A 25,956-nucleotide genomic window follows, 5' to 3' on the forward strand; every position below is an offset into this window, starting at 1 on the left:
TGCACCGCCGAGCGCTGGCCCTCGGTGAGCCGGTCCGCATCGGCGAGCGACCAGTCGAAGGCGGTCTCCACATCCCAGGCCCGCGTGGCCGGGGATGCGGCGAGGAAGCCGCCGACCGCGGCCGCCACTCATCGACCGGAATCAGAGCCGATTCCACATTCATCTGCGTCTCCTCCCGGGCATTGCGACAGGTCAGCGCGTAATGCTTGGTCGTGTAACCCCATCCGGCATTGGCGATCTCCAGGTAGGCAATCACCACGGTCGCGGTGTATTCCGAGTCCGACGCCGACGGCACCGATATCACCGAGTGCGACCGGCGGATATCAGGAGTGCGGATGGGGATCCACGATGTGATCGAGGGCCTCCAGATCCCGTTGCAGGGCGTAGAAGGTGGCCAGGGCGACAATGAAGGCGAAAAACCCACCGACGCACAGGGCTACGATCGAGCCGATCACCGTGTGCTGCTGCTGCGGAGTCAGGAACATCAGCCCTACCGGCACGCCGATCAGCGGAACCGAGGCCGCCACACCGAGATACAGGCGGCTGCGCCGGATCAGCCGGTGTAGCCGGGCCGAGTCGTCGGGGGAGGCGTGTCCGGCCGCGACCAAACCCGGGTAGTACCAGCGCAAGACGAAGAATGTGGCAGGAAAGTACGTATATACGACCGCCGCCGCGGCCGCGATCAGGCTCGAGGCGATGAGATTCGCCAGCAATCCGGCCGGTACCGGCCCGAGCGTCAGCAGCTTCACCAGGAAGATGCCCATGGCCAGGATCCATCCGATGAATGCGACGGCGGCGATCCGGTCACCGCAGGCGAGGGTGTCGGCGCGCGCCTTGGCGAGGGTGGCCTCGTCGAAGCGTCTGCCCCGGCGCAGGCCGTCGGGCACCAGGAAGACATTGCGGCACCAGTACAGCAGCCCGGCGATCGCGACCGGGAAGGCGATCGCGATCACCGCGTACCCCAGGTGGGTCATCCGCCCGGCGGCCTCGGATCCCAGTTGGAGTTGGATCAGCCGGACATTGTGTGCCGACAGGTACAGTCCCGCCACGACCTGGCCGAACACGCCCGCCGGAATCACCACCGGTATCGGCCGCATGCGCAGCCGTGCCCGCAGGCTGTGTGCCGGCGGGACGACCAGGTCGCGTGCGGCCCGATCCAGACTCAATTCCAGCCGCAGGGCCAGTTCGGCACCGCTGGAGTAGCGGTCGGCGGGATCGGACGCGAGGCAGGTGAGCAGTGCATCGCGCAACACCGCGGGGCACTCGGCGGGTAGCTCGGCCTCCAGGCGTGCGTCCATTGGCCTGTGGCGTCGATCGATCATCGCCTGCAGCGATTGCTCCGATTCACCGGCGCCGGGTCCGTCGTCGAACGGTCGCCGTCCGGTGAGCAGTTCCCACAGGACCACCGCCAGCGCGTAGAGGTCGCTGCGGGTATCCAGGTCCGCGGCGGTGACGGCGAGGCCGGGGTCGCAGGCCTCGAGCTGTTCGGGCGACATGTAGGACAGCGAGCCACCGAAATAGGCAACCGGATTCGCACCGGGCAGATGTCGGCTGAAGCTGATGTTGAAGTCGGCCAGTTTGGGCTGACCGTCGGCGGTGAGCAGCACATTCGCCGGTTTGACGTCGCGGTGCAGCACACCGTGGCGGTTGGCGTAATCCAGGGCGGTCGCGAGGCGACTGCCGAGCCAGGCGACGGTCTCCGGCCAGGTGAGCCGTTCGAGTTCCGCACGCGCGGCCGAGGGCTGCGGCTCCATCACGCCGCCGCTCCTGGTGGCGGCGTCGATGGCCGCCAGCAGGAGCTTGCCGTTGCGTTCGGCCGGCGGGGTGCTGTGCAGCATTCGCAGTACGCCCAGCAGCGTGCCGCCCGGAACGTACTGCATGTACATGAGTTTCAGATGCTGTTCGGCGATCTGGCGCTGATCGAAGACACGGACGATGTGGTCGTGGTCGAGCTGGGCCAGAGTTTGTGGTTCGGCGCCGCGGTCGTGGGAGATCTTCACCGCGACCAACCGGCCCATCGATCGCTGCCGAGCCAGGAATACGCACGCGAAGGCGCCGCGGCCCAGGGGCAGCAGCAGGTCGAAGTCGTCGACGGTGGCGCCAACGGCAATGGTCTCGATGGCGTCGAGCGCGGTGGGGTCGGCAAGCAGCGTGGTACGCGCGCCGCTGAGGTCGACACCCTCGGTGATGTGTGCCATCTGGGTCGGATAGTCGTGCTGGTATTCGGTCAGGTCGACATCGTCGCAGCGGCTGCGGGCACTGATCTCCTCGTAGATGAGATCCGGCGGCAGCGGTGCGGTGCCCAGTTCCGGGAACTGTTCGCGATAGTCGGCGAGGCGCAGCGGGTGGTCGGTGCGCTGCCAGCGTTCGTGCATATCCACCTTGATCAGCTCGATCAGCACGGTGCGCCGCAGCGCGGGTTCGATCGGCAGGTGAACCGACAGATTGGGGGGTTCGCTCGATGAGTGCCAGCGTTCGGCGAACTGGGCAACCAGGGTCGTCAACGCGGTCTGCGTTGCCGTCGCGCGGACGCCACCGAGGTTGGAGGTGCTCGCGCCGAGATTCTCACCCATCGTCGCTCGCCTCGAAGTCGATCCCGGCTCTCGTCGTTCAGACCAGGTGGTCGGCACTTCATCAACAGCATTACGCCCTTGCCATGCTCTTGTCCATCCCCGTCCTCGGCCGGATATCAGGGACCGCCCAGGAGGCCGATGCACCGTCCACTGTTCGATCTGGCCGCAACGCCCCGGTTCCGGCGATCGCGGTTCGATACCTGCCCGCAAATGGCGACGACTCAGCTCGGCGGGGCGGACGCCGGTGCGGATTCGTCGGAGACGGGCTCGGTGAATGGTGGGGTGTCCTGCTGACAAACGGTATGAGGTGGAGGTAGCACGCCTCGCACGACGTAGTCGCTTTCGTGGGCATTCGCACAACTGCTCGGGTTGTTCAGGGTGGTGTGCCCGTATCCGGCGACGGTGAGCAGTCGAGCGTTGCCGAGTTGGGCGGTCGTGGCGAGGGCGGCTCGATACGGGGTAGCGGGATCGAAGACGGTGTTGACCGTGAGGATCGGTGTCTTGGACCGGTTCCATGGGCCGGTGTAGCGGTGGGCCGCCTTTCCCGGCCAGGTGGAACACGCCTCGGTCACCCATGACCAGAAGGGTCCGACCGTCCCGGCGCGCAAGGTGGCGAATTTCGCCAGCGGGCCGTACGAGTGTGGATCGCGTGGGTTGGGACTCTCGCTGCACACCAGCGCGTAGACCTGCTCGATGCCCGAATAGCTCTGCTGCTGGACGGAGGCAGCCGCAGCGGATGGCAGGTCCCCACTCGGCATCGTCGGGACCGAGGCCGTCGAAGCGGTGCTCTGCGGCGTCTGGCCCAGCCAGAGGTCCTGCAGCAACTCGGCCAGCGACGACCAGTTCGGGGCAGCGTCCACGGGATGGACCAGTTGCAGGGCTGTGCGAACGGTGGAGGCGGTGACAGCGTAGGTGAATATGCCCTGCGGGTGGATGAGCAAGCGGTGCAGCAGTAGCTCGTACTTGACTCGGGTCGCCCAGGGGTTGTCGGCCGCGAAGGGGCAGGCGCTGCGGCCGGCTCGGCTGCACAGATCGAGGAACTGCTTCAGCGTCTCGGCCGTCCCCAGGTCGGACCCTTCGCGCAGGAAGGTCGGCAGCGCCGGGTTGTCGTGGTACCAGGCGGTGGGATCGACATTGCCGTCGAGCACCATCGCCCGCACCCGGTCGGGGAATAGGTTGGCGTAAGTGGCGCCGAGCAGCGTTCCGTAGGAGGCCCCGAGGTAGGTCAACCGCTCGTCGCCCAGGACCGCGCGTAGCAAATCCAAGTCGTGTGCCGAGTCTGTGGTCGAGACGAACCGCAGCAAGACCGGGTCACGTTGTTCGCAACGCCGACCCAGTTCGGCGTTGAGGTCGATCCACCGCCGCTGTTCCTCGTGGCCGACGGGAAACCCTGCCGGCAACTGCGCGGACCAGGCCGCGTACTCCGCGGCAGTGGCGAAACATTGGACGGCGGTCGAGCGACCGAACCCGCGCGGGTCCCAACTGACTATGTCGAACCGTTCCCGCATCTCTTGGGGAAAGAACGGATACTCCCTGATGAACAGGTCGATAGCCGGTGCCGGCCCACCGGGGTTGAACAGCAGGCTGCCGATCCGATGCGCCGGATCGGTTGCCAGGTGCCGGATGACCGCCAGCTCGATCGTGCGCACTTCCGGATGCTGATAGTCCAACGGTGCGGTCACGGTGGCGCATTCGAAACCGGCGGCGTCCGGGCACGGGGTCCAGACCGGAGGGGGCGGCACCGCGGGTGTCGGGGCCGGCGGCTCGGCCGCGCTGGGCGTACCGCCGCAGGCCACGACCGCGGCCACCATTATGGATGTCACCAAACGACGGGGGAGATGAGGGCGGTGCGACACGGATCCTCGCTATCGTCACGGGAAAGTGCGTGGCTTGTGCTGCAAGGAAACTTCGCCCACCGTAGTCGACCATCGAGCAAATGCCGGGTTGCGCCGATCGCATCGGCGTGGTGGTTCCTCGGCAGGCGGCAGGACATCACTGCTGCGGGTCACATGCCTTCGTATTACTTCAACCCCGACCGCACCAACGCATTGACGATGTGCCGCTGTAGCACCAGATACATCAGCAGCACCGGCAGACAAGCCAGACTGGCCAGCGCCATCATCGGTCCCCACTGATCACCTTCGGTGCCCATGAAACTGCGCAGGCCCAGCTGTAGCACGCTGTTGGACTGGCGCAGCACGACTGCGGGCCAGAAGTATTCGTTCCAGGCGTTGATGAACCCAAGCGAGAGAGTGCCGCCACCATTTCCCCGTGAGCACTTGTCCAGTTAGGGGGTTGTGGTGCGGATGGCGCGGCGGGCGGCTATGGAGCCGAAGGTTTCTCGGTCGGCTAGGAAGCCTTCCAGGGCGAAGGTGGCGGCGCCTAGGCTGGATGGGTTGTGGGGGAGGGTGCACAGCTGCAAGGTGACGGCGGCGAATGGGTCGGACATGGCGTGGTGGGCGGCTACTCGGCGGGTCACCTCGAGTAGGCGTTCGCCGAGGAGGTTTGCGACCAGGTCGCCGAAGACCATGGTTCGGGGGTTGAAGAGGTTGACCAGGTTCGCGATAGCGACGCCGAGGTATTGGCCGGTTTTTTCGACCACCTCCGAAGCGGTGGCGTCCTCGCGCGCCGCGGCCGCGGCGACGGCGGCAATCGTCGTGGCGTCGTCGGCGCCGAAAAGTGTACTGGTGGGGTCGATTTCGCGCAGGGTTTGCACGATGCCGGGGGCGCTGACGTATGCCTCGACGCAGCCCTGACGTCCGCAGCGGCACAAGCGTCCGTCGAGGACGAGGTTGGTGTGGCCCCATTCGCCCGCGCTGTTGGTGACGCCGCGGTAGAGGGTGCCATCGATGACGACGCCGATGCCGACACCGGCACGCAGCGTCACGACGATCAGATCGTCCACATCGCGTCCGGCTCCGAACCAAAGATGCGCCGCCGTACTGGCTTTCAGCGGGTTATCCAAGTACAGCGGATGCGGCAATCGCGTCGCGAGCAGTGCCTTGAGCGAAACGTCGCGCCAGTGCCAGTACGGGGAGAACACCGAGACCCCGCCCTCGGGTTCGACCAGACCCGGCACGCTCAGGCCGACACCGAGCACCTTGTCCGAATCGTCCGCGGTCAGTTCGTGAATGCCACGGATGATCAGCTCGGCGACATCGTCGGGCTGGGTGGCCTCGGGGTCGACGGGGATTTCGACGGATCGCAGCACCGACATGGCCAGGTCGAAAAGGTCGAAATGGATACTCGTTTCGGCGATATCGACGCCGACGAGCATGCCGCGCGCCGGATTGACCGCCAGCTGCGCACGCGGCCGCCCGATGCCCGGCGCGTCGTAGCCGAGTTCGGCGAGCACGCCCACATCGAGTAGTTCGGCGATCATATTGCCCACCGTCGCGAACGAGAGCCCGGTGGCGCGGGCGATCTCCTGACGGCTGGTGTGGCCCTCGGCGGCATAGACCGCCTGCAGTACATAGAACCGATTCCGCCGTCGGATATCGCGCGCGGTCAGCTGGTACACGGTGGGGCCATCTCCTTCCGATCGACATTCGCAGACGCTACCCGAGCAGTTATCACAACACTATTTACAACAGTTATCCGAAGTCCTACTGTAACCCAGGTCACTACCAGACGCCGAGTGCCCGGCGCAGCATCAGAGGAGCACCCCATGTCCTGGACCCACCGAAGCCGTTGGACCAGAGCCGTTTTCTGCGGGGTATCGCTCGCGCTAGCGGTATCGGCCTGCTCATCGGGTAAGGACGATGCGCAGGCGACCGGTCCACAGCACCACACCGGCGCGATCACTCTGGTCTACGCGCAGAAGCAGGGTGATCAGGAGTACTTCATCGGCGAGGCCGAGGGCGCGAAGGCCAAGGCCAACGAACTGGGCATCGATCTGAAGGTGGTGAATCTCGGCAATGACGCGAACAAGGCGGTCACCGAGGTGCAGAACGCGGTGAACCAGAAGGCCAGCGGTGTGATCGTGGTGGTGCCCGATCCATCGGTCGGTCCGCAGGTCGTTCAGCTCGCGAAGGCCGGTGGTGTCGCCCTGCTGACCTCCGATGATCAGGTCTGTACGAACGGCCCGGATCCGTCGTCGTGTGCCAAGGACAATCTGGTGCCACGGGTCGGCTTCAGCGGCACCCAGATGGGTACCGAGGTCGGCACCCGAGCCGGTCAGGACTTCAAGAAGGCCGGGTGGAAGCCGGAGGAGACCGCGATCATCGACGCCTGGAAACAGGATGTGACCGTCTGCACCGACCGGGTCAAGGCGAATCAGAAGGCCTTCAAGGAGGCCGCCGGAGTGGACGTCAAGGTGATCGAGGTCGGCACCGACAACACTCCGTCGGATGCGCAGAACAAGATCTCGGCGACGGTGTCGGGCAATCGGTCGGTGAAGAACTGGATTGTCATGGGCTGCAACGACGAGAACGTCAGCGGTGGCGTCGCGGCGATCCAGAACGCCGGATACTCCGCCGACAATGTGCTCGGCGTCGGCCTCGGCGCCTACCTGGCCTGCAAGGAATGGCGCGGCGGCAAGCCGACCGGATTCAAGGCGGCGCTGTTCATCAACGGCAAAGACGTTGGCGCACTGTCGGTTCAGACGATCTACGACTACCTGAAGAACGGCAAGCAGATGCCGCCCGAGGCCTACGCGCCGACCAAGATGGTCGACGCGAGCAACTGGCAGCAGGCGGGCGTCACATGCAGCTGACCGGACTGCGGGTATCCGGGCTGAGCAAGAGCTTCGCCGGGGTGCCGGCCCTGCGCGATGTCAGCCTGGACTTTCCCGCTGGTGCGGTGACCGCCCTGATGGGTGAGAACGGGGCGGGCAAATCCACCCTGATCCGCATCCTCGGCGGCGATCACCGCCCGGACGGTGGCCGGCTCGAGTTGAATGGTGTGCGGCTCGAGCTGGCCACCCCGGCCGACGCGCGGTCGGCCGGTATCCGGGTGATCGGCCAGGAGCCGGAGATCGTGCCGCATGTCTCGGTTGCCGAGAACGTCTATCTCGGATCGCTGCCGCGGCGCTCCGGTCGACTGCTCGACCGGGCCGCCCTGCGCGAACGGATGCACGCCGACCTCGCCCGACTCGGCTTCGACCGCGATCTCGATCCGGACACCATCGGGTCGAAACTCACTGCGGCACAACGTCAACTGGTGGAGATCATGCGGGCGTCGACCACCGACGCCAAGGTGATCGCCTTCGACGAGCCGACCTCGTCGCTGTCGGACCACGAGACCGAATCGCTGTTCGCGCTGATCGGTCGCTTGCGTGCGCAGGGCTTGGCGGTGATCTATGTGTCGCATCGGATGCGGGAGATCTTCCGGCTCGCCGATCGGGTCGCGGTGCTGCGCGATGGCGCACTCGTCGGCGCGCGGGCCACCGCCGACACCACCGATCGTGAGATCGTGCGGATGATGGTCGGCCGGGACATGTCGACCTTGTTCGCGCGCAAGCACAATACGCCGGGCCGGGTGGTGCTCGAAGCGGATGCGGTGAGCACCGACGATGTCCAGGATGTGAGTCTGCGGGTGCACGCCGGTGAGGTGGTCGCGCTGGCCGGGCTGGTCGGGGCGGGTCGCTCGGAACTGGCCGGGGCGCTGGCCGGTGATCTGCCGATCCGCTCCGGTGAGGTGCGGGTGGACGGCAGGAAATTGCGTCTGCGCCAGCCGCGGGACGCGGTGCGGGCCGGGATCGGATACGCGCCCGAGGAGCGCAAGGCGCAAGCCCTGCTGCTGCATCGCGGTGTACGCGACAATATCTCGCTCGCGATGCTCGATCGCCTACGGCGGCTGCGGTTCGTCCGCGGTGGCGAGGAGCGGCAGCTCGCGCGCCGGTACGTCGAATCACTCAGAGTGCGGACACCTTCCATCGAGCAAGAGGTGCGCAAGCTCTCCGGCGGCAATCAGCAGAAGGTGGTACTGGCTCGCTGGCTGGCCCGAAAACCCAAGGTGCTCATCTTGGATGAGCCCACCCGTGGCGTCGATGTCGGCGCCAAAGTCGAGATCTACCACATCATCGAGGAGCTGGCCCAATCCGGTGTCGCGGTGCTGGTGATCTCCTCGGAGCTACCCGAAGTGCTCGGCCTGGCCGACCGCGTTGTGGTCATGCAGCACGGCCGGGTCACCGGTGAACTGGACCGCGCGCAGGCCAGCGAGGAGGCGATTCTCGCGCTCGCCATGGCCGCCGACCTATCGCCTACATCGCGAGGAAACCCATGACAGACCAACAACTTTCGATTCCGGTGGAGGCCGCCGTTGCCCCGCCGTCCTCGGTGCTGGCCCGCGGTGCGGCCGCGCTCAGGCCGCGTCGGCTGGTGCAGGCGATCGGCACCGGCAATCTGAGCCTCATCGGCGCTCTGGTGGTGATCGTCGCGATCTTCGGCTGGCTCAACGACGGCTATCTGGATCCGGCGAATCTGGCCGGAATCGGTGAAGCGGTAACGGTTTTCGGTCTGCTCGCCGTGGTCCAGACGGTCGTGATCATCTGTGGTGCGCTCGATATCTCGGTCGGCTCGCAGGCCGGTGTCGCATCGGTGATCAGCGCGATGGCCTTCACCGCGACCGCCTCCAATGCCTGGGTGGGCATTCTGGCCGCGATCGGTGTCGGGCTGGTGCTCGGGGCGATCAACGGGCTGATCATCGTCTACGGTCGCGTCAATCCGGTGATCGCGACACTGGCCACCCTGGCCGCGTTCAAGGGCGTCGCGCAGTTGATATCCGGTGGTAAGGCCCAGGGTTTCGTACTGGGCGACGATGTGTTCATCTTCATCGCGCGCGGCAAGATCCTGGGTCTGCCGGTTCCGGTGGTCATTCTCGCGGTGGTCGCGATCGGTATGCATGTGCTGCTGAAATACACCGATATCGGCCGCAATATCTATGCCATCGGCGGAAATGACACGGCCGCAAGACTTTCCGGCATCAATATCAACAAGTACCTGATCGCGGTATTCGTGCTCGCGGGCGCGGTGGCGGCGATCGCCGGGATCATTCTGACCGCGCGCACCGGCTCCGGGCAGCCGGTCTCGGGCAGTGAGGGCCTCGAGCTGAAGGCGATTACCGCGGCCGCGTTGGGCGGGTGTGCGCTGAAAGGCGGCAAAGGCACGATCGGCGGCACGCTGCTGGCCGTTGTGCTGCTCGGTGCGCTGGACAACGGGCTGAACGTGGTCGGTGTGAATACGTTCTGGCAGAACGTCGCTCAGGGTTCACTGCTGGTGGCCGCGGTAGTCATTCAGCAGCGGCGCAGTGGGGAACGTGCGGTCGGATTGCCGACCTAGCACCCGTCAGGAGCGAATGATGATCGAACTGAAAGCCCACCGGTGCTCGCCGCGGCCGGGCCGGTTGTGCGAGGGACCGGTCTGGGACGACCGCACCGATGAGGTGCTGTGGGTGGACATTCCGGCCGGACGCATCCACCGCGCGACACTGCGCGACGGCGACCTGGTACGGCGGTCCACCGTCTCGGTGGGCAAGCGGGTCAGCGCGGTGGTGCCGTGCGCATCGGGCGGGCTGATCGCGACCGCCGTCGATACCTTCCTGCATATCGATAACGACACGATGACCGAGGTTGCGGCATTATCGCTGCCCGCTGACGGGATTCGGCGGCGCATGAACGATGCCAAGGCCGACCCGTGGGGGCGACTGTTCGCCGGGACCATGTCCGAGGACGAGATCCTCGGTACCGCGGCGCTGTATCGACTCGATCCCGATGGGGAGTTGAGTACGGTGCGGCAGCAGGTGACGATTTCCAACGGTCTCGGCTGGAGCCCCGACGGTGCCACCGTGTATTACGCGGACAGCCCGACCCGTCGAGTCGACGCCTTCGACTACGACTCGACCACCGGCACCTTCAGCGGTGGGCGCACCTTCGCGCAATTCCCGGACGGTCTGCCCGATGGATTGACCGTGGACGCGAACGGTTTCGTCTGGGTCGCGGTGTGGGGTGCCGGACAAGTTCGGGCATTCGATCCATCGGGTCGGCCGCATGCGGTGATCGATGTCGGACCGGCGCAGGTCTCCAGTTGCGCTTTCGCCGGACCGGACCTGGACATCTTGGTAATCACCACGGCCGCGGAAGGTTCCGCAGATATCGATGCCGGGCGATTGTTCACCTGTAGGCCGGGTGTGACCGGTCTTCCGACGAATCCCTACTCCGATGCGAGGTTGGTGCACAACCCATGACCGCTGATCACGGATTGCCCCTGGACCCACCGGTGATCGCGATTCTGCGCGCACCGACGGCCGCCCGATTCGCCGAGGTGACCGCCGTACTGCACGAGTCGGGTATCACCGCGGTGGAGTTCACCCTCAACTCCGCGGGGGCACTGGACGCATTGCGCGACTGCGCCGGATCAGCCCATCCGGTCGGTGCGGGCACGGTGCTCACCGCCAACGATGCCACGCGAGCCGTGGACGCGGGTGCGGCATATCTGATCACCCCGACGGTATGCCCGGAGGTGATCGCGGAGGGCCGCCGCATGGGTATCCCGGTGATATGCGGCGCGTTCACGCCGACCGAGATCCACAGTGCGTGGCAGGCGGGCGCGACCATGGTCAAGGTCTTTCCGGCATCGGTCGGCGGTCCCGGCTATCTGAAGGCGATCAGGGGTCCGCTGAACGAGATTCCGCTGGTGCCGACGGGTGGGGTCGCGCTCGCCGATGCCAGAGCGTATTTGGATGCCGGCGCCACGGCGCTCGGCATGGGCTCGCCGCTCGTCGGCGACGCGTGCACGGGCGGCGATTTGGATGCGCTGCGCGAGCGCGCGTCTGCGGTGCGGAAGGCGTTGCTATGACGGGCGGATTGGTGACTTTGGGCGAAGCACTGGGTGTGGTCGCCGCCACCGCGCCCGGTCCATTGGCTTCCGGTGCGACGATGCGGATGGATTTCGCGGGCGCCGAAGCGACGGTCGCCATCGGTGTCCGCAGATTGGGTCATGAGAGCGCATGGGTGGGCAGCGTCGGTGCCGACGCCATCGGCACCATGGTGCTCGATCGGCTCCGCGCCGAACAGGTCGATATCTCGCGATGCCGAATCGATCCGGAACTGCCGAGCGGGCTGATGCTGCGCGAGCGGCGAACCGCGGATCACATGCGAGTCACGTACTACCGCAAGGGTTTTGCGGGCTCTCGATTGTCGGCCGCCGATATCGATTCCGCTCAGATCGCCGCCGCGCGGGTTCTGCATCTCACGGGCATCACCCCGGCGCTGAGTCCGTCCGCCCGTGATGCCGTCCACACCGCACTCGATGCCGCCGTCGATGCCGGGGCCGTCATCTCCCTCGATCTCAACTATCGCCGCGCATTGTGGTCGGAATCGGATGCGGCCGTGGAACTTTCGAAGCTGGTATCCCGCGCCGACATCGTCTTCGCCGGCACCGATGAAGCTGCCATCGTCGTACCCGCGGCGACCCCGGCCGAGATGGCGAAATCCCTTGCCGCACTGGGGCCATCGCAGGTCGTGATCAAACTCGGAGCCGAAGGCGCACTCGCACTGCACAACGGCGAGCTGATCCCGCAGCCCGCGGTGGATATCCGCAGTGTCGACCCGGTCGGAGCGGGCGACGCGTTCGTCGCCGGTTACCTCGCCGGTGTGCTAGACGACGGCTCCGTAAGACACAGCCTGCGATTGGCCGCCACCTGCGGCGCATTCGCCGTATCCGTACCCGGTGATTGGGCCGGTCTGCCGTTGCGGCACGAACTCGCCCTGCTCACCGGCGCCGACATCAACCGATGAAGGGAACAGCATGAGTCGTCTTGCAGACCGGGTCGCGGTCGTCACCGGGGGCGCATCCGGCATCGGTGCGGCCACTGCTCACCGGCTCGCGGCCGATGGCGCCGCGGTCGTCATCGCCGATATCGCCGAACCGGCGGGACGCGAGGTCGCCGCCAAAATCCGAGCGGCCGGTCACCGAGCCGAATTCGTCCGGTGCGACGTATCGTCGGAGGATTCCTGGACAGCGCTGCGCGAACGCGTCAACGAGCTGTTCGGACCGCTGGACTTCCTGTGCAGCAACGCCTCCCGGCAGGCCATCGTCCCGGCACACGAATTGACCAGGCAGGCCTGGGATGACGGCCTGGCGGTCAACCTGACCCCGCTGTTCCTCGGCCTGCACACCTTCATCGACGATCTGCGCAGTCGCGCCGGCAATGTGGTCGCGGTATCCAGTGTGCATGCCCAATTCGGACTGCCCGGATATCCCGTCTATGCCGCCGCCAAGGGCGGGCTGACCGCATTGGTACGGCAGCTGGCCGTGGAGTACGGGCGCTCTCGCGTGCGGGTCAATGCTGTGCTGCCAGGCCCGATCCTCACCCCGGTATGGGATGACGTGGACGAGGCGGGTCGACGGCTATCCGCCCAGGCCACCGCCCTGGACCGGATGGGTGCGCCCGAGGAGGTGGCCGCCGCGGTCGCCTTCCTCGCCTCCGACGACGCATCCTTCATCACCGGTGCCAACCTGGTCGTCGACGGCGGCTGGAGTGTGCGAAAGGAGTCCCGGTGAAGATCACCGCACTTACCACCTACCTGGTGGCGCCGCGCTGGTGCTTCCTGAAGGTCGAGACCGACGAGGGCATCACCGGCTGGGGTGAGCCGGTGCTGGAGGGCCGCGCGCACACCGTCGCCGCCGCGGTCGACGAGCTGGCCGACTACCTCATCGGCAAAGACCCGATGAGCATCGAAGCGCACTGGCAGGTGCTCACCAAGGGTGGTTTCTATCGGGGCGGACCGATTCTGTCGAGTGCGGTCGCGGGTATCGACCAGGCGCTGTGGGATATCACCGGAAAGGCATTGGGCGTACCGGTGTGGCAGTTGCTCGGCGGTGCGGTGCGCGATCGGATCCGGGTATACAGCTGGATCGGTGGCGATCGCCCCGACGATGTCGCGCGCACCGCCGTGGAGCGAAAAGAGCAGGGCTTCACCGCCATCAAGATGAACGGCTCCGCCGAATTGGAGCTGATCGACACGCCGCGCGCGACCCGGGGCATCGTCGATCGAGTCGCGGCCGTCCGCGAGGCAACCGGCGACGATTTCGATATCGCCGTCGATTTCCATGGCCGCCTGTCCATTCCGATGGCCCGGCGGGTGCTGCCGCTACTCGAACCGTATCTGCCGTTCTTCGTCGAGGAACCGCTCGTCCCGGAATGCAGCGATCAGATCGGCGAGATCACCCGCGCGACAAGCATTCCCATCGCGACCGGCGAACGGCTCTATTCGCGTTGGGATTTCAACGCCGTCCTCGATCAGGGCATTGCCGTTGTCCAACCCGATCTCTCGCACGCGGGTGGGATCTCCGAGGTCCGCCGCATCGCCGCCCTCGCCGAGGCCCGCGATATCGCCCTCGCCCCGCACTGTCCCCTCGGCCCCATCGCTCTCGCCGCCAGCCTCCAGGTCGGCTTCGCCACCCCCAACCTGCTCATCCAGGAGCAAAGCCTCGGTATCCACTACAACACCGGCTCGGACTTGCTCGACTACCTGGCCGATCCGACGGTTTTCGCCTACCGTGACGGCTACGTCGACCTGCTCCAAGCCCCCGGCCTCGGCATTCAGATCGATGAAGCGGCGGTGGCGCGCGCCGCCGAACAGGGCCACCGCTGGCGAAATCCGATCTGGCACCGCAAGGACGGTTCCTTTGCCGAGTGGTGAGGTCTGCCAGCTCGGCCCTGGGCATCGGGATCGATGAGCCACCGGGTCGGGCTTCGTTATCTGTCTTACGTTTCCCGTAGATTTGCCCGAGTCGGCGACAATCCGGCAGCACCGGACAAATCTCGCAAGGGAATATCGTGACCACAACCGACGAGCGCACGCGCTCCCCCTTCTCGTCCTGGCTATTACAGGGCGCGACCGATGAGCGCTACGCGCAGCATGCGGGTCCCATGCGCAAGCCGGGCGATGCCGAACACGAGCGGTCTTGGTGGCAGGTGATGTGCCTGACCGGTGTCGACTACTTCTCCACCCTCGGCTATCAGCCGGGTATCGCGGCGATCGCGGCGGGCGTGCTGTCGCCGTTGGCCACGCTGGTGCTCGTCGCGCTGACGCTGCTCGGTGCGCTACCGGTCTATCGACGGGTGGCGCGGGAGAGCCCGCACGGCGGCGGCTCGCTGGCCATGTTCGCCGAGCACCTGCCGCGCTGGACCGGCAAGATCTTCATCCTGGTGCTGCTCGGGTTCGCGGCGACCGATTTCGTCATCACCATGACACTGTCGGCCGCCGACGGTGCGGCGCATATCGTCGAAAACCCTTATGTGCCTGCGGCTCTGCACAATCACAACCTGCTCATCACGCTGGCGCTGCTGGCATTGCTCGCGGCGATCTTCCTGAAGGGTTTCGCCGAGGCCATCAAGATCGCGGTCGCGCTGGTCGGTGTGTACCTGTCGCTGAATGTCGTTGTCGCCGTTGTCGGTTTGTATCACGTGCTCATCGCCGGTGAACTGGTCGTCGACTGGACGCATGCGTTGACCGTCGAGCACGGCAATGTCGCCACGATGATCGGCGTCTCGCTGCTGGTATTCCCGAAGCTGGCACTCGGGTTGTCCGGATTCGAGACCGGTGTCGCCGTGATGCCGCAAATCAAGGGTGCGCCAGGCGATTCCGAGGAGAACCCGGTCGCCCGCATTGCCGGGGCGCGCAAGCTGCTGACCACTTCGGCCCTGATCATGAGCACTTTCCTCATCGTGACCAGTTTCATTACGGTCGTGCTGATTCCGGAGCAGGAGTTCCAAGCGGGTGGGTCCGCGAACGGTCGAGCGCTCGCCTATCTGGCCCACAAATATCTCGGCGATATGTTCGGCACCGTGTACGACGTGAGTACCATCGCGATCCTTTGGTTCGCGGGCGCGTCGGCCATGGCCGGGCTGTTGAATCTGGTGCCGCGCTACCTGCCTCGATACGGCATGGCCCCCGAGTGGGCGCGTTCGGTGCGGCCACTGGTGTTGGTATGCGCGGTCATCGCCTTCGGTATCACGTGGTACTTCGACGCCGATGTCGACGCGCAGGGCGGTGCGTATGCGACCGGCGTGCTCGTACTCATCACCTCCGCCGCGGTCGCGGTGACCTTGTCGGCCGCGCGGAAGGGCGAGCGCAACAAGGTATTCGGCTTCGGTGCGATATCGGTGGTCTTCGTCTACACGACCATCACCAATATCTTCGAACGCCCCGAGGGTGTGCAGCTGGCATCGCTGTTCATCGTCGCGATCATCGTCGTATCGTTCGCCTCGCGCGTCCGCCGCTCCTTCGAATTGCGTGCCATCGAGGTGACTTTCGACGAAACCGCAGCCCGCATGATCGACCAGGCCGCTGCCGAGGGCATGATCCGCATCGTCACCCACGACATCGACCAGCGCAAGCCCGAGGAGTACCGGGAGAAGGAAGCGGAGCAACGCCTGGAGAGTCACATTCCAGCCGACGCCCCGATCCTGTTCCTCGAGGTCATCGTCCGCGACGCCTCCGACTTCAGCACCGACCTAAGCGTCACCGGCCTCGAGCTCGACCGCTATCGCATCCTCAGCGTCGAAGCCACCGCCGTCCCCAACTCCATTGCCGCCATCCTGCTCGCCGTCCGCGATCGCACCGGCCTGGAACCGCACGTGTATTTCGAATGGACAGAAGGCAATCCGGTGGTGAACCTGCTGAAGTTCCTCTTCGTCGGCGAGGGCGAGGTCGCCCCCGTGACCCGCGAAATCATCCGCCGTGCCGTCCCGAACCCCGCCGACCGCCCCCACGTACACGTCGACAGCTAGAAACCCGCCGAGAATGCCGACCGGTCCGGGTATCTGCCGTAGTCCGACCGGGATTCACTTCTTCCTCGCCCGGTAGGCGGCGACAGCGTTGCGATTTCCGCACGCGGTGCTGCAGTAGCGACGAGATCTGTTGCGGGACAGATCGAGAACCAGGCCCGCGCAGCCCTCGTCGGCGCACAGCGATAGACGGCTCAGCTCGTCGGAGCGGATCAGATCGATCATCGCCATCGCGGTCTCGACGGCGATGCGGACGGGGAGCGGGGCCTGCGCGGGCACCGCGTGGATGTGGTAGTCGACATCACCGTGCCGGACCAGTTGCGGCAGCGCCCGGTGCTTCGCCAGCGTCTCGTTGATCAGCCGCACCGTCGTATCGCGGTCGCTGGTCAGCATGCGGCGAAGCGGCGTGCGTAATGCACGCACCGCCGCGAGTTCGGCGGCGTCGCCGGAGTGCGCGCCGGTATAGCGGTGTTTGACGAAAAACTCGTCGAGCTGGGCCACCTCGGTCAAGGTATCCGGCTCCTCCGCTGAATTCACCAGCTCCACCGCGGCAACCAGCGACGCCTCGGTGTCATGGGCAAAGGCCATGTTGACATATTACCCGACCGACCTTAGCGTCATCAGCCATGGCTACGATGACTCATGACAACACTGCGCAGCGGCTGCGGATGGGACTGCTCTGCGCGGTGGTGTCCGCGTCCTCGTTCGGGCTGTCCGGTTCGCTGGCTCGCGGGTTGATGAGTGCGGGCTGGAGCTCCGCGTCCGTGGTGGCGGTCCGTGTGCTGGTCGCCGCCGCGGTACTGGTGCCGATTGCGGTACTGCAGCTGCGCGGCAACTGGGATCTGTTGCGCCGCAACGCATCCTTGATCGCCGCGTACGGCCTGCTCGCGGTGGCCGGTACCCAACTCGCCTACTTCAATGCCGTCGCCCACATGCAGGTCGGCGTGGCGCTGCTCATCGAATACACCGCACCGGTCGCCGTGGTCGGCTGGCTGTGGCTGCGTCATCGCCAACGGCCAGGCGCCGCAACGGTTCTCGGTGCCGCACTCGGGATGACCGGCCTGGTCCTTGTCATCGACCTGCGTTCCGGCCTGGCCGCCAGTGGCGTCGGCATCGCATGGGCCCTTGCCGCCATGATCGGAGCGGCCGCCTACTTCCTGCTCTCCGCCCACGGCGATGGCACCCTGCCGGGCACCGTACTCGCCGCCGGAGGCCTCCTCTTCGGCGGACTCGCCCTCCTCGCCGCAGGCGCGATCGGCATCGTCGGCTTGCATGCCACTACCGATCCCGTGGCCTTCCAGCACATCACGGTCTCGTGGTGGGTTCCCGTCCTCGCGCTCGGCACGATAACCGCCGCCCTGGCCTACGTCTCCGGCATTGCCGCCACCCGTCTCCTCGGCTCCCGCCTCGCCTCTTTCGTGGCCCTGTTCGAAGTCCTGGCCGCCCTGGCCTTCGCCTGGGCACTCCTCGGCGAATCCCCGCGCCCCGTCCAACTCCTCGGCGGTGCCCTGATCCTCACCGGAGTAATCACCGTCCGCCAGGGCGAAACCCGCGCGGTGGACAGTAGCCGCACGCTTTCTTCGAGCCGGGAGCTTCGTCGGCAGTCGTGATACGGACGAATGCTGTAGACAACGGCCGGACTACGCGCGGGCGACGCCTTCGAGCGCCGGACCGATCACCACCGTCCGACACCCGCGCTGAGCCGAAAGGTATTGCCATGAGTGCTGATCGAACGTGGCCTGGCTCCGCGGAGGAGAATGCGGCCATCGCCATGTTGGAGCAGCTCCTGCGGCAGCACCGTGGAGCATCAGCGCAGCGCCTCAGCCGCAGCAGCCGCAATCGCGCCCGCGACCGCACTGAGCGCGGGCGAATCGACCTTCCACTGCTGCCAATAGAGCGGCACATCGATGGAGGAATCGCCATCGATGGGCACGAGGTCCCGCCGCGCCCGACCACCCCGAGTCTGTAGATCCGGCAACATCCCCCAGCCGAGTCCGATGCGCACCGCCTCCGCATACCCCGCAGATGACGGCACATAGTGTCGCGGCGGATCCACCGGCTGCCCACACCGCCGCCGCAGATGCCGATCCTGCAGATCATCCTTGCGATCGAAAAGCACCACCGGCGCAACGGAATACGCTTCGGCAGTCGGCCCAGCCGCGAACCAGGTCCGCGCGAACCGCGGATTCGCCATGGGTCGGTAGCGCATGGCACCGAGCCGCTGCACCCGGCAGCCCTGCACCGCCGCCGCGGTGGCCGTGATTGCCGCCATCACCGTCCCATCGCGCAGCAACCGCGTCGTATGCTCCTCGTCCTCGCGATGTATCTCGAAACACACACCGGCGGGTACCTGCCGCAACGCGGGCATCACCCACGTTTCCAGTGAGTCGGCATTGACCGCGATCGGCACCCGGATCGGCCGATCCGCGGGTCGACCGGCATCGCCGAGTTCGCGTGCGGTGTCGCCTGCGAGCAGTTCGATCTGTCGTGCCAACCGCAGCACCGCGAGTCCGGATTCGGTGGGCTGCACCGGTTTTGTACGTTGCAGCAGGACTCGACCGGCCGCGTCTTCGAGCGCCTTGATGCGTTGACTGACCGCCGACGGCGTCACGCGCAGACTGCGCGCGGCCGCATCGAAGGTGCCCTCGGTAACAGCCGCATTGAGCGCGCGGAGCTGATCGAGCTGCAGATCCATTAAGAAATCGTAAAGGTACTTCAGAATCTTTAGCTGGTCTGGTTGGAATTCCGGATCTAGCGTCGATGCGTGTGACGGCATCATCGGCGGCCCTGGCGGCCATCTCGGGACTCGGCTTCGGACTCTCCCTGATCGTGGCGATCGGCGCGCAGAACGCCTTCGTGCTGCGACAAGGTCTGCGCGGCCAGCATGTGCTCGCCGTGGTCACGGTCTGCGCCGCGTCGGATATCGTGCTGATCGCCGCGGGCGTCGGCGGCTTGGGCGTCGTTGTCGAATCGGCACCCGTGCTGCTGACGGTGATCCGCTACGCCGGGGCCGCATTTCTGGTCGGCTACGGCATGCTCGCCGCCCGCCGTGCCTTCGCGGCGGCGAGCCTGACCACCGATTCCACCGGTGCCACCGTCGCACTCGGCGCGACCGTCCTCACCTGCCTCGCCCTCACCTGGCTCAATCCGCACGTCTACCTGGATACGGTGCTGTTGCTCGGCTCCTTCGCCAATACCTACACCGGTCCGGACCGCTGGTTCCTCGGCGCGGGCGCGATGGTCGCGAGCATCGTCTGGTTCGCCTCGCTCGGCTACGGCGCCCGCAAACTCGGCCCGCTGTTCGCCCGCCCGATCGCGTGGCGTGTGCTCGATTCGGTGATCGCGGCCGTGATGTTCGGCCTCGCACTGGGCCTGTTGCTCACCAGCTAGACTGGCTCGACCTGCAACGCCGGGGGACCGGATCGCGATCAGTACCTGACTGGTTCGGCAGCAACAGGTGGGGTCGCCGCACCGGCGGGAGAGGTGGGCAGGCAGTGAGCTATCCGTACGGCTTCGGGGATCAGCCGCGGCAGGACCCGGCGCCGTGGGGGCAGCCGGTGGACCATCCGGTACACCAGGGTTGGGGTCCGACCGGCTATCCGATGGCGCATTCCAGCGCGCCGCCGCCCGGCCCGCCGCCGAAATCGAAGTCCGGTGTGATCGCCGCGGTGGTGCTCGGGCTGGTCGCGGTGCTCGCCGTGGTCGGTGTCGGCCTGGTTGTCGGCACCGGGCGTGCCAGGGACCGACCGCAAGCCTCGGATGCGCTCGCCACCGTCGCCCCGGCGACGAGCGCGCCGCATACGAACACCCCGCGCACGACCGCGCCGCCGCCGGGTCCGGGCCAGCCGTCTTCGGGCAAGCTCACCTACGGCGACTTCGCCGGGGACTGGAATTTCAAATTCGACAGCGTGGAACTGCACGCCGACTGGGTCGAGGGCCGCGATCACGCCAACTGCCGCGATTTCGAGGTGGACGGCAAGCTCACCGGCCTGGGCTGCGAGTACGCCGCCGAAATGGTGTACCGGGCCGAGGGCGGCGGGCTGAGGATCACCCAATTCGTCCTCGCCATGTCGACCGAGGGCCAGGCCACCGCCGCGCTCGGCAAGTTCACCGACGCGGACCTGCACCTGCGACCGGGGACCTACATCGACAATTTCGTCACCGGCAAATGGCGCGACGGGACCGAGAAGGAATTCGTGGTGGTCACGGTGGCCACCGCCAATGCGGCCGTCGCCACGGACACGGTCAAGAGATATCTGCAGTACCGGCACGCGGATACCCTCGGCACGCTGGCGTTCCGATAGCGATCATCGGCTCGATGAACCGGAGGTAAGCCTGTGGCAGTGTCGAAACTATGCGATTGCGAGGCTGGCAGACGACCGCCGCGATCTGTGCGTGGGGCCTGCTGCTCTTCGGATGCGCGCACGACGCACCCGGTTCAGCGCCGCCCACCACAGCGTCGCAACTCGGTGCCGAACCGGTGACGAACCCGCCGCGCTTCAGCGCCGACGACCGGGTCGTCGTCATCGATCCCGGCCACAATGGCGGCAATGCCGCACAGCCCGGCGAGATCGACCGTCAGGTGCCGGACGGTCGCGGAAAAACCAAGGCGTGCAATACAACCGGCACATCGGCCACCGATGGCTACACCGAACACGAATTCACCTGGGATGTCGCCACCCGGGTCCGGGATGCCTTGGCCGCCCGCGGCATGCACGTCGTGCTGACCCGCGACGACGATGCGGGCGTCGGGCCGTGCGTGGACGAACGCGCGGCCATCGGAAATCGCAGTGGCGCAGCGGCTGTTGTCTCGATCCATGCCGACGGCGCCGCCGCGGGTGCGCACGGCTTCCACGTCGCCTACTCGTCGCCGCCACTGAATCCGGCACAGGAGGAGCCGTCGCGGCGACTGGCGACGACATTGCGCGACACCATGATCGGGTCCGGCTTCGTCCCGTCGACCTACGTCGGCTCCGATGGTATGAACCCGCGGGCCGATCTGGCGGGTCTCAACCTGTCCGAACGTCCGGTCGCGCTCGTGGAATGCGGAAATATGCGCGATCCGGGTGACGCCGCGTTGATCGAATCGCCCGACGGCCGGGCGCGGTACGCGAACGCCATCGTCGATGCGATCGTCGCATTCCTGGGGTGATCGGGATCACCAATTGGTCGCAGAGCGCCCCTACCCATACTGAGTTAACGGCGTTACGCTAACGCTGTTACCCGAGAGCAGCCGAACAGGGGAGTCGCCCATGCTCGTGCGGATCGCACATCTGGCCACCAGGCATCCACGGACGATCCTGCTCGCCGCGGCACTGTTGGCCGTGCTCTGCGGCGCGTTCGGCGTCTCGGTGACCTCGCATACCAAAACCGGTGGGTTCACCCCGGACGATGCCGAGTCGTCGCAGGTCGCCAAGCTGATCGCCGATAACTTCGGCGGCGCGGAACCCAACCTCATCCTGCTCGTCCACGATGATGCCGGTGCGGACAGTCCGGCGGCCGAGGCCGCTGGCGCGAAGTTGGTCGACACCTTGCGTTCGCGCGGCGATGTGATCGGCATCCAGTCCTATTGGGACGCTGCGCAGTCACTGTCGTCCGCGTTGCGCAGCAAGGACGGTAAGAGTGCGCTGGTGCTCGGCTACATCACCGGCGAGGAGTCCGTGGCCCAGCAGACCGCCGGTGCGATCGCCGAAGAGGTGACCGGAACCACCGACGGCGTCAGCATCTATCAGGGCGGGCTCAGTTCCATCTACCACGACGTGAACGGGCAGATCACCCATGATCTGGCGATCGCCGAGGGCGTGGCCATCCCGCTGTCGTTCATCGTGCTGATCCTGGTGTTCGGCAGCCTGGTCGCGGCCTTCCTACCGTTGGCCGTCGGTATCTTCGCGATCTTGACCACCCTGGCGATCCTGCGCACCCTCACCGTCTTCACCGATGTGTCGATCTATGCGCTGAATTTGACCACGGCACTCGGTCTCGCGCTCGCGATCGACTACAGCCTGTTCATTGTCAGCCGCTACCGCGAGGAACTCGGCAATGGACTGGATATCGAGGCGGCCGTGGTGCGCGCGGTGCAGACGGCCGGACGCACGGTGCTGTATTCCGCGCTGACCGTTGCGCTGTCGGTGGCCGCGCTCGGCGTCTTCAATCTGTACTTCCTGAAATCCTTCGCCTACGCGGGCGTCGCGGTCGTTGCCGCGGCCGCCGCCGCGTCGATCCTGATCCTGCCGGCGGCGCTGATGCTGCTCGGACACCGGGTGAATGCGGCGGATCTGCGAAAGCCGTTGGGGCGCTTGCTCGGCCGGGACCTGGGTGGGCAGCGCGCACCGGAGCAGACCTTCTGGTATCGCACGGTGCAGTGGGTGATGCGTCATGCCGCGCCGGTCGCCATCGCGATCATCGTGCTCATGTTGGCGATCGGATCCCCGTTCCTCGGCGTGAAGTTCGGCTATCCAGACGATCGAGTGCTCAATGCGGGCACATCCGCCACCAGTCGCACGGTCGGCGACGCGCTACGCGCGGACTTCCAATCCAATGCCGCTACCAATGTCACCGTGGTGCTCGACGGCTACCGCGGAAGCACTACCGCCATCGGCGATTACGCCGCCGCGCTCTCGAAGGTGGATGGCGTGTCCGGAGTGCTCTCGGGTTCCGGTCTGTACACCGGCGGCCTGAAGGTGTCCGCCGGATCGCCACAGATGATCAACGACACCGGTGCCCTGCTCACGGTCGCGACGACGGTCGATCCCTTCGGCACCGAGGGAAAGACACAACTGGACCGGCTCCGCGATATCCCTAGCCCGGGACCGGCGCTCTTCGGCGGCGGCGCCGCGATCAACCGCGACTCCCTCGACGCGCTGGGTGCGCGACTGCCGCTGGCCGCCGCCCTCATCGCGCTCGCCGCATTCGTGGTGCTGTTCCTGTTCACCGGAAGCGTCCTGCTGCCGCTGAAAGCCCTCGCCCTCAATACACTTTCGTTGACCGCGGCCTTCGGTGCGATGGTCTGGATCTTCCAGGACGGGCACCTGTCCAGCCTATTCGGCAACGAGGCGATCGGGTATCTGGTCCCGACCATGCCCATCCTGATGTTCTGCCTCGCCTTCGGAATGTCCATGGACTACGAGGTATTCCTGCTCTCGCGCATTCGCGAGGCGTGGCTGGCCTCGGGACGCACCGCCGCGGACAACACACGCGCGGTGGCGCTGGGCGTTGCGCGTACCGGCCGGATCTTCACCGCGGCCGCACTATTGATGGCCATTGTGATGGCCGCCATGGTCACCTCGAAGGTATCGTTCATCCAGATGACGGGCCTGGGACTGACTTTGACCGTGCTCGCGGACGCAACGCTGATCCGCGGTCTCCTCGCGCCCGCACTCATGCGGATGCTCGGCGCCGCGAATTGGTGGGCGCCAGCGCCACTCGCCAAGCTGCACGCCAAGATCGGGCTGCGCGAGGACGAAACCACGACGGGCACAACCGAATCCGACAAAAACCTACTAGCCGGACGAACGTGAATCCAACTTCGAGGCAGCGTTCGGCACGTGGCTCCGGTGCTGAGCTGCGTGCCGAAATCCTCGATGCCACAAAGCAACTGCTGGCGCGTACCGGTCATGTCGACGCGGTATCGATCCGGCAGATCGCCAAGATCGTGGGTGTCACCCCGCCGTCGATCTACCGCCATTTCGCGGACAAGGATCAGCTGATCGAATCGGTGGTGGCCCAGGTATTCGAGGATCTGGATGCGGAAATGCTGGCCGCATCCGACCCGAACGACTCGCCGATGGAGCGTTTGCGTCAGCAGGGGCTGGCGTATGTCCGGTTCGCCAGGGAGCATCCGGAGCAGTACCGCCTGGCCATGACGCCCGGCGAGACGGCTGGCGCGGTCGATCAGGTGCTGACCAGTAGTGCCTTCGCCCATCTCGCGGCGACCGTCACCGAGTGCATGGATCTCGGTGTGATCACATCCGGCGACCCGTTGCCGCTCGTCTTGGAGCTGTGGTCGAGCGCGCACGGCATCGCCTCGCTGCTGATCGCGAAACCCTATCTGCCGTGGGGTGATGTGGAGACGTTCGCCGATCGCGTACTGCGCTCGACCTGCGTCGGCCGGGTTGTCATCGATAATGTGCTCGGCGAGGACGTGTCCCCCGACGCCGTCGTCCAGTGGGCGGCAGCGAACCGTCCGGTGTCCTGAGCGACGGTCAGCGCCGCGAAGGCCAACGCGGCGGCCACCGTGCGCACCGCATGCGAGAGCTGCCAACGGTCACGGATGGTCGCCCAGTCGTCGGGTGGCGCGGTGACGATCCAGTCGCGTTGGTCGGCATTGATCGGCAGGTTGACGATGATCGTCAGGATCAGAACGCCCGCGAGCAGAGTGAACGCGATGATCGGCAGCCAGCGGGTCGGGCCGCGGTCGCGGAAACGGGCCGCGATGACGAGGGCGGTGGCGATGAGTGCGGGTAGCAGGGTGACGGTGGCGAGAACATCGAGCCATTCCAGTTCGATCTGTCGCACCTGGGTATAGACCGCCGCCGTGGCGTCACGCATCGATAGTTCGAGGACAAGAACGGCGATCAGGAATCCGGCGAAGACGCCGCTGAATATCCGGGCCGTGAAATAGGCGACTGTGTGCATCGTTCGCACTCAATTCCGAAACGCGGCGGCGTGATCGGCGGCCCACTCGGCAAAAGTTCTTGCCCGGCCCAGGATTTTCTCGACCCAGTCGGTGACGGGTGCGGGTTGGCCGATGCCATCGGCGTAGCGGGTCAGCAGGGAGTCGACGAAATCCTCGGGAAAGCCGCGCGCCACCATGCCCTGCCGCACCATGGCGGCCGGAATTTCCGCGTAGTGCAATGGCCTGCCGATGACTTCGCCGATGATGCGAACCATATCCGCATGGGTCAGTGATTCGGGCCCGGTCAGCTCGACTCGTTCGCCCAGCAGATCCTCGGTCAGGAAGGCATGCGCCGCGACCGCCGCGATATCGCGTTCGTGCAGTGGACTCTCGGCGAATTCGGCATAGGGCCCGCGCACCACGTCACCCGCTCGGATCTGGGCATTCCAGCCGCTCTGCAGGACATTGATGGCAAAGCTGCTGGCGCGCAGGCTCACCCACTCGAGTCCGCTGTCGACCACCGCGTGCTCGGCCTCCCTGTTCCGATCACCGCGGAAGCGGGAGGGCTGTGCGGTGAGCGGGTCGTCGATATTGATGGCGGACAGGGCGACGAGTCGGCGCACGCCATGCCCATCTGCCAGTTTCGCGAATTCGAAGGCCGCATCGCCCACGGCACGTGGGTGCAGGAATGCCGCGGACGCACCGTCGAGGGCCTCGGCGATGGTGTCCGGTCGGGCCGGGTCGCCGACCACCACCTCGACGCCGGCGGGCAGTGCGGCAGTTTCGGTGGACCGGGTCACCGCTCGTAGTCGAACCCCTTGTGCGGCAAGCAGTTCGACGAGCGGGCGACCAACGGTTCCGGTGGCTCCGGTGACAACAATCATGACATTCCAATCTATTCGAGAATCATATCATATGAGTCTCATACTAGATTACCTGGATTGTCGTGAAGTATGACTTCCATAACATCGGAATGGCGGCAGGGGGTCATTGCCGCCGCATCGACCTGAGGGCCGGACGCCGACAGGCGCCCCG

The 25,956-nt window shown here is 66.2% G+C and carries 21 protein-coding genes and 2 pseudogenes; 15 read left to right on the forward strand and 8 right to left on the reverse strand.

Going from position 1 to position 25,956, the window contains the following annotated elements; genetic code table 11:
• Positions 1 to 323: 323 nt before the first annotated feature.
• From AB0L58_RS26845 to AB0L58_RS26860, 4 genes and pseudogenes are all read right to left on the reverse strand, one after another.
• A complete protein-coding gene (locus AB0L58_RS26845) occupies positions 324 to 2,573 on the reverse strand; it encodes a serine/threonine-protein kinase (RefSeq protein WP_364390568.1) in 2,250 nt (749 codons plus the stop codon).
• A gap of 221 nt (positions 2,574 to 2,794) precedes the next feature.
• Positions 2,795 to 4,396 (reverse strand): alpha/beta hydrolase, encoded by a 1,602-nt coding sequence (locus tag AB0L58_RS26850; RefSeq protein ID WP_364390570.1) that lies wholly within the window; start codon positions 4,394 to 4,396, stop codon positions 2,795 to 2,797.
• 197 nt (positions 4,397 to 4,593) lie between these two features.
• Positions 4,594 to 4,812 (reverse strand): annotated as a pseudogene (locus AB0L58_RS26855) (carbohydrate ABC transporter permease); the annotation flags it as partial.
• A gap of 48 nt (positions 4,813 to 4,860) precedes the next feature.
• Positions 4,861 to 6,093 (reverse strand): ROK family protein, encoded by a 1,233-nt coding sequence (locus AB0L58_RS26860; protein WP_364390572.1) that lies wholly within the window; start codon positions 6,091 to 6,093, stop codon positions 4,861 to 4,863.
• A gap of 147 nt (positions 6,094 to 6,240) precedes the next feature.
• Between AB0L58_RS26860 and AB0L58_RS26865 the strand changes: the two genes are divergently transcribed.
• The 9 genes from AB0L58_RS26865 (at position 6,241) to AB0L58_RS26905 (ending at position 16,310) form a co-directional block, all read left to right on the forward strand.
• Positions 6,241 to 7,287, forward strand: a complete 1,047-nt coding sequence (locus tag AB0L58_RS26865) for a substrate-binding domain-containing protein (protein WP_364390573.1) — start codon at positions 6,241 to 6,243, stop codon at positions 7,285 to 7,287.
• Positions 7,278 to 8,798, forward strand: coding sequence for a sugar ABC transporter ATP-binding protein (locus AB0L58_RS26870; protein WP_364390574.1), 1,521 nt, complete (start codon positions 7,278 to 7,280; stop codon positions 8,796 to 8,798). The genes AB0L58_RS26865 and AB0L58_RS26870 overlap by 10 nt, the downstream gene beginning before the upstream one ends.
• The gene (locus AB0L58_RS26875) at positions 8,795 to 9,853 is read left to right on the forward strand and encodes an ABC transporter permease (RefSeq protein WP_364390576.1); all 1,059 of its coding nucleotides are present in this window, start codon (positions 8,795 to 8,797) and stop codon (positions 9,851 to 9,853) included. The genes AB0L58_RS26870 and AB0L58_RS26875 overlap by 4 nt, the downstream gene beginning before the upstream one ends.
• Positions 9,854 to 9,869: 16 nt before the next feature.
• Positions 9,870 to 10,757, forward strand: coding sequence for an SMP-30/gluconolactonase/LRE family protein (locus tag AB0L58_RS26880; protein WP_364390578.1), 888 nt, complete (start codon positions 9,870 to 9,872; stop codon positions 10,755 to 10,757).
• Entirely contained in the window at positions 10,754 to 11,368 is a 615-nt protein-coding gene (locus AB0L58_RS26885; protein ID WP_364390579.1) for a bifunctional 4-hydroxy-2-oxoglutarate aldolase/2-dehydro-3-deoxy-phosphogluconate aldolase, read from the forward strand. The genes AB0L58_RS26880 and AB0L58_RS26885 overlap by 4 nt, the downstream gene beginning before the upstream one ends.
• Positions 11,365 to 12,309, forward strand: coding sequence for a sugar kinase (locus AB0L58_RS26890; protein ID WP_364390580.1), 945 nt, complete (start codon positions 11,365 to 11,367; stop codon positions 12,307 to 12,309). Before AB0L58_RS26885 ends, AB0L58_RS26890 begins: the two co-directional genes overlap by 4 nt.
• Positions 12,310 to 12,319: 10 nt before the next feature.
• Complete coding sequence (locus tag AB0L58_RS26895) at positions 12,320 to 13,075, forward strand: SDR family oxidoreductase (protein WP_364390581.1); 756 nt, start codon at positions 12,320 to 12,322, stop codon at positions 13,073 to 13,075.
• The gene (gene dgoD / locus AB0L58_RS26900) at positions 13,072 to 14,217 is read left to right on the forward strand and encodes a galactonate dehydratase (RefSeq protein ID WP_364390582.1); all 1,146 of its coding nucleotides are present in this window, start codon (positions 13,072 to 13,074) and stop codon (positions 14,215 to 14,217) included. Before AB0L58_RS26895 ends, dgoD begins: the two co-directional genes overlap by 4 nt.
• A 230-nt stretch (positions 14,218 to 14,447) precedes the next feature.
• Entirely contained in the window at positions 14,448 to 16,310 is a 1,863-nt protein-coding gene (locus AB0L58_RS26905; protein WP_364390729.1) for an amino acid transporter, read from the forward strand.
• Positions 16,311 to 16,364: 54 nt separating this feature from the next.
• Here the strand turns inward: AB0L58_RS26905 and AB0L58_RS26910 are convergent, their stop codons facing one another.
• Positions 16,365 to 16,895 carry a CGNR zinc finger domain-containing protein gene (locus tag AB0L58_RS26910; RefSeq protein ID WP_364390583.1) on the reverse strand — a complete coding sequence of 177 codons (531 nt, stop codon included), beginning with the start codon at positions 16,893 to 16,895 and terminating at the stop codon, positions 16,365 to 16,367.
• Positions 16,896 to 16,933: 38 nt separating this feature from the next.
• Between AB0L58_RS26910 and AB0L58_RS26915 the strand changes: the two genes are divergently transcribed.
• The gene (locus tag AB0L58_RS26915) at positions 16,934 to 17,917 is read left to right on the forward strand and encodes a DMT family transporter (RefSeq protein WP_364390584.1); all 984 of its coding nucleotides are present in this window, start codon (positions 16,934 to 16,936) and stop codon (positions 17,915 to 17,917) included.
• A gap of 197 nt (positions 17,918 to 18,114) precedes the next feature.
• Here the strand turns inward: AB0L58_RS26915 and AB0L58_RS26920 are convergent, their stop codons facing one another.
• The gene (locus AB0L58_RS26920; protein ID WP_364390585.1) at positions 18,115 to 19,002 is read right to left on the reverse strand and encodes a LysR family transcriptional regulator ArgP; all 888 of its coding nucleotides are present in this window, start codon (positions 19,000 to 19,002) and stop codon (positions 18,115 to 18,117) included.
• A 65-nt stretch (positions 19,003 to 19,067) separates the two neighbouring features.
• On the opposite strand from AB0L58_RS26920, the gene AB0L58_RS26925 reads away from it, so the two are divergent.
• From AB0L58_RS26925 to AB0L58_RS26945, 5 genes are all read left to right on the forward strand, one after another.
• Complete coding sequence (locus AB0L58_RS26925) at positions 19,068 to 19,697, forward strand: LysE/ArgO family amino acid transporter (protein WP_364390586.1); 630 nt, start codon at positions 19,068 to 19,070, stop codon at positions 19,695 to 19,697.
• A 104-nt stretch (positions 19,698 to 19,801) separates the two neighbouring features.
• A complete protein-coding gene (locus AB0L58_RS26930; protein WP_364390587.1) occupies positions 19,802 to 20,611 on the forward strand; it encodes a hypothetical protein in 810 nt (269 codons plus the stop codon).
• A 50-nt stretch (positions 20,612 to 20,661) separates the two neighbouring features.
• Positions 20,662 to 21,459, forward strand: a complete 798-nt coding sequence (locus AB0L58_RS26935; RefSeq protein WP_364390588.1) for an N-acetylmuramoyl-L-alanine amidase — start codon at positions 20,662 to 20,664, stop codon at positions 21,457 to 21,459.
• Between the two features lie 100 nt (positions 21,460 to 21,559).
• Positions 21,560 to 23,824: an MMPL family transporter gene (locus AB0L58_RS26940; protein WP_364390589.1), complete on the forward strand. Its 2,265-nt coding sequence runs from the start codon at positions 21,560 to 21,562 to the stop codon at positions 23,822 to 23,824.
• Positions 23,821 to 24,501 (forward strand): TetR/AcrR family transcriptional regulator, encoded by a 681-nt coding sequence (locus AB0L58_RS26945; protein WP_364390591.1) that lies wholly within the window; start codon positions 23,821 to 23,823, stop codon positions 24,499 to 24,501. Before AB0L58_RS26940 ends, AB0L58_RS26945 begins: the two co-directional genes overlap by 4 nt.
• Before the next feature lie 26 nt (positions 24,502 to 24,527).
• Here the strand turns inward: AB0L58_RS26945 and AB0L58_RS26950 are convergent.
• Positions 24,528 to 24,941 (reverse strand): annotated as a pseudogene (locus tag AB0L58_RS26950) (DUF1772 domain-containing protein); the annotation flags it as partial.
• Positions 24,942 to 24,950: 9 nt separating this feature from the next.
• Positions 24,951 to 25,805 carry an NAD(P)H-binding protein gene (locus AB0L58_RS26955; RefSeq protein ID WP_364390592.1) on the reverse strand — a complete coding sequence of 285 codons (855 nt, stop codon included), beginning with the start codon at positions 25,803 to 25,805 and terminating at the stop codon, positions 24,951 to 24,953.
• Positions 25,806 to 25,956: the final 151 nt, after the last annotated feature.

Source organism: Nocardia sp. NPDC052112 (genome assembly GCF_040680135.1).
In the GTDB taxonomy this organism is placed as follows: domain Bacteria; phylum Actinomycetota; class Actinomycetes; order Mycobacteriales; family Mycobacteriaceae; genus Nocardia.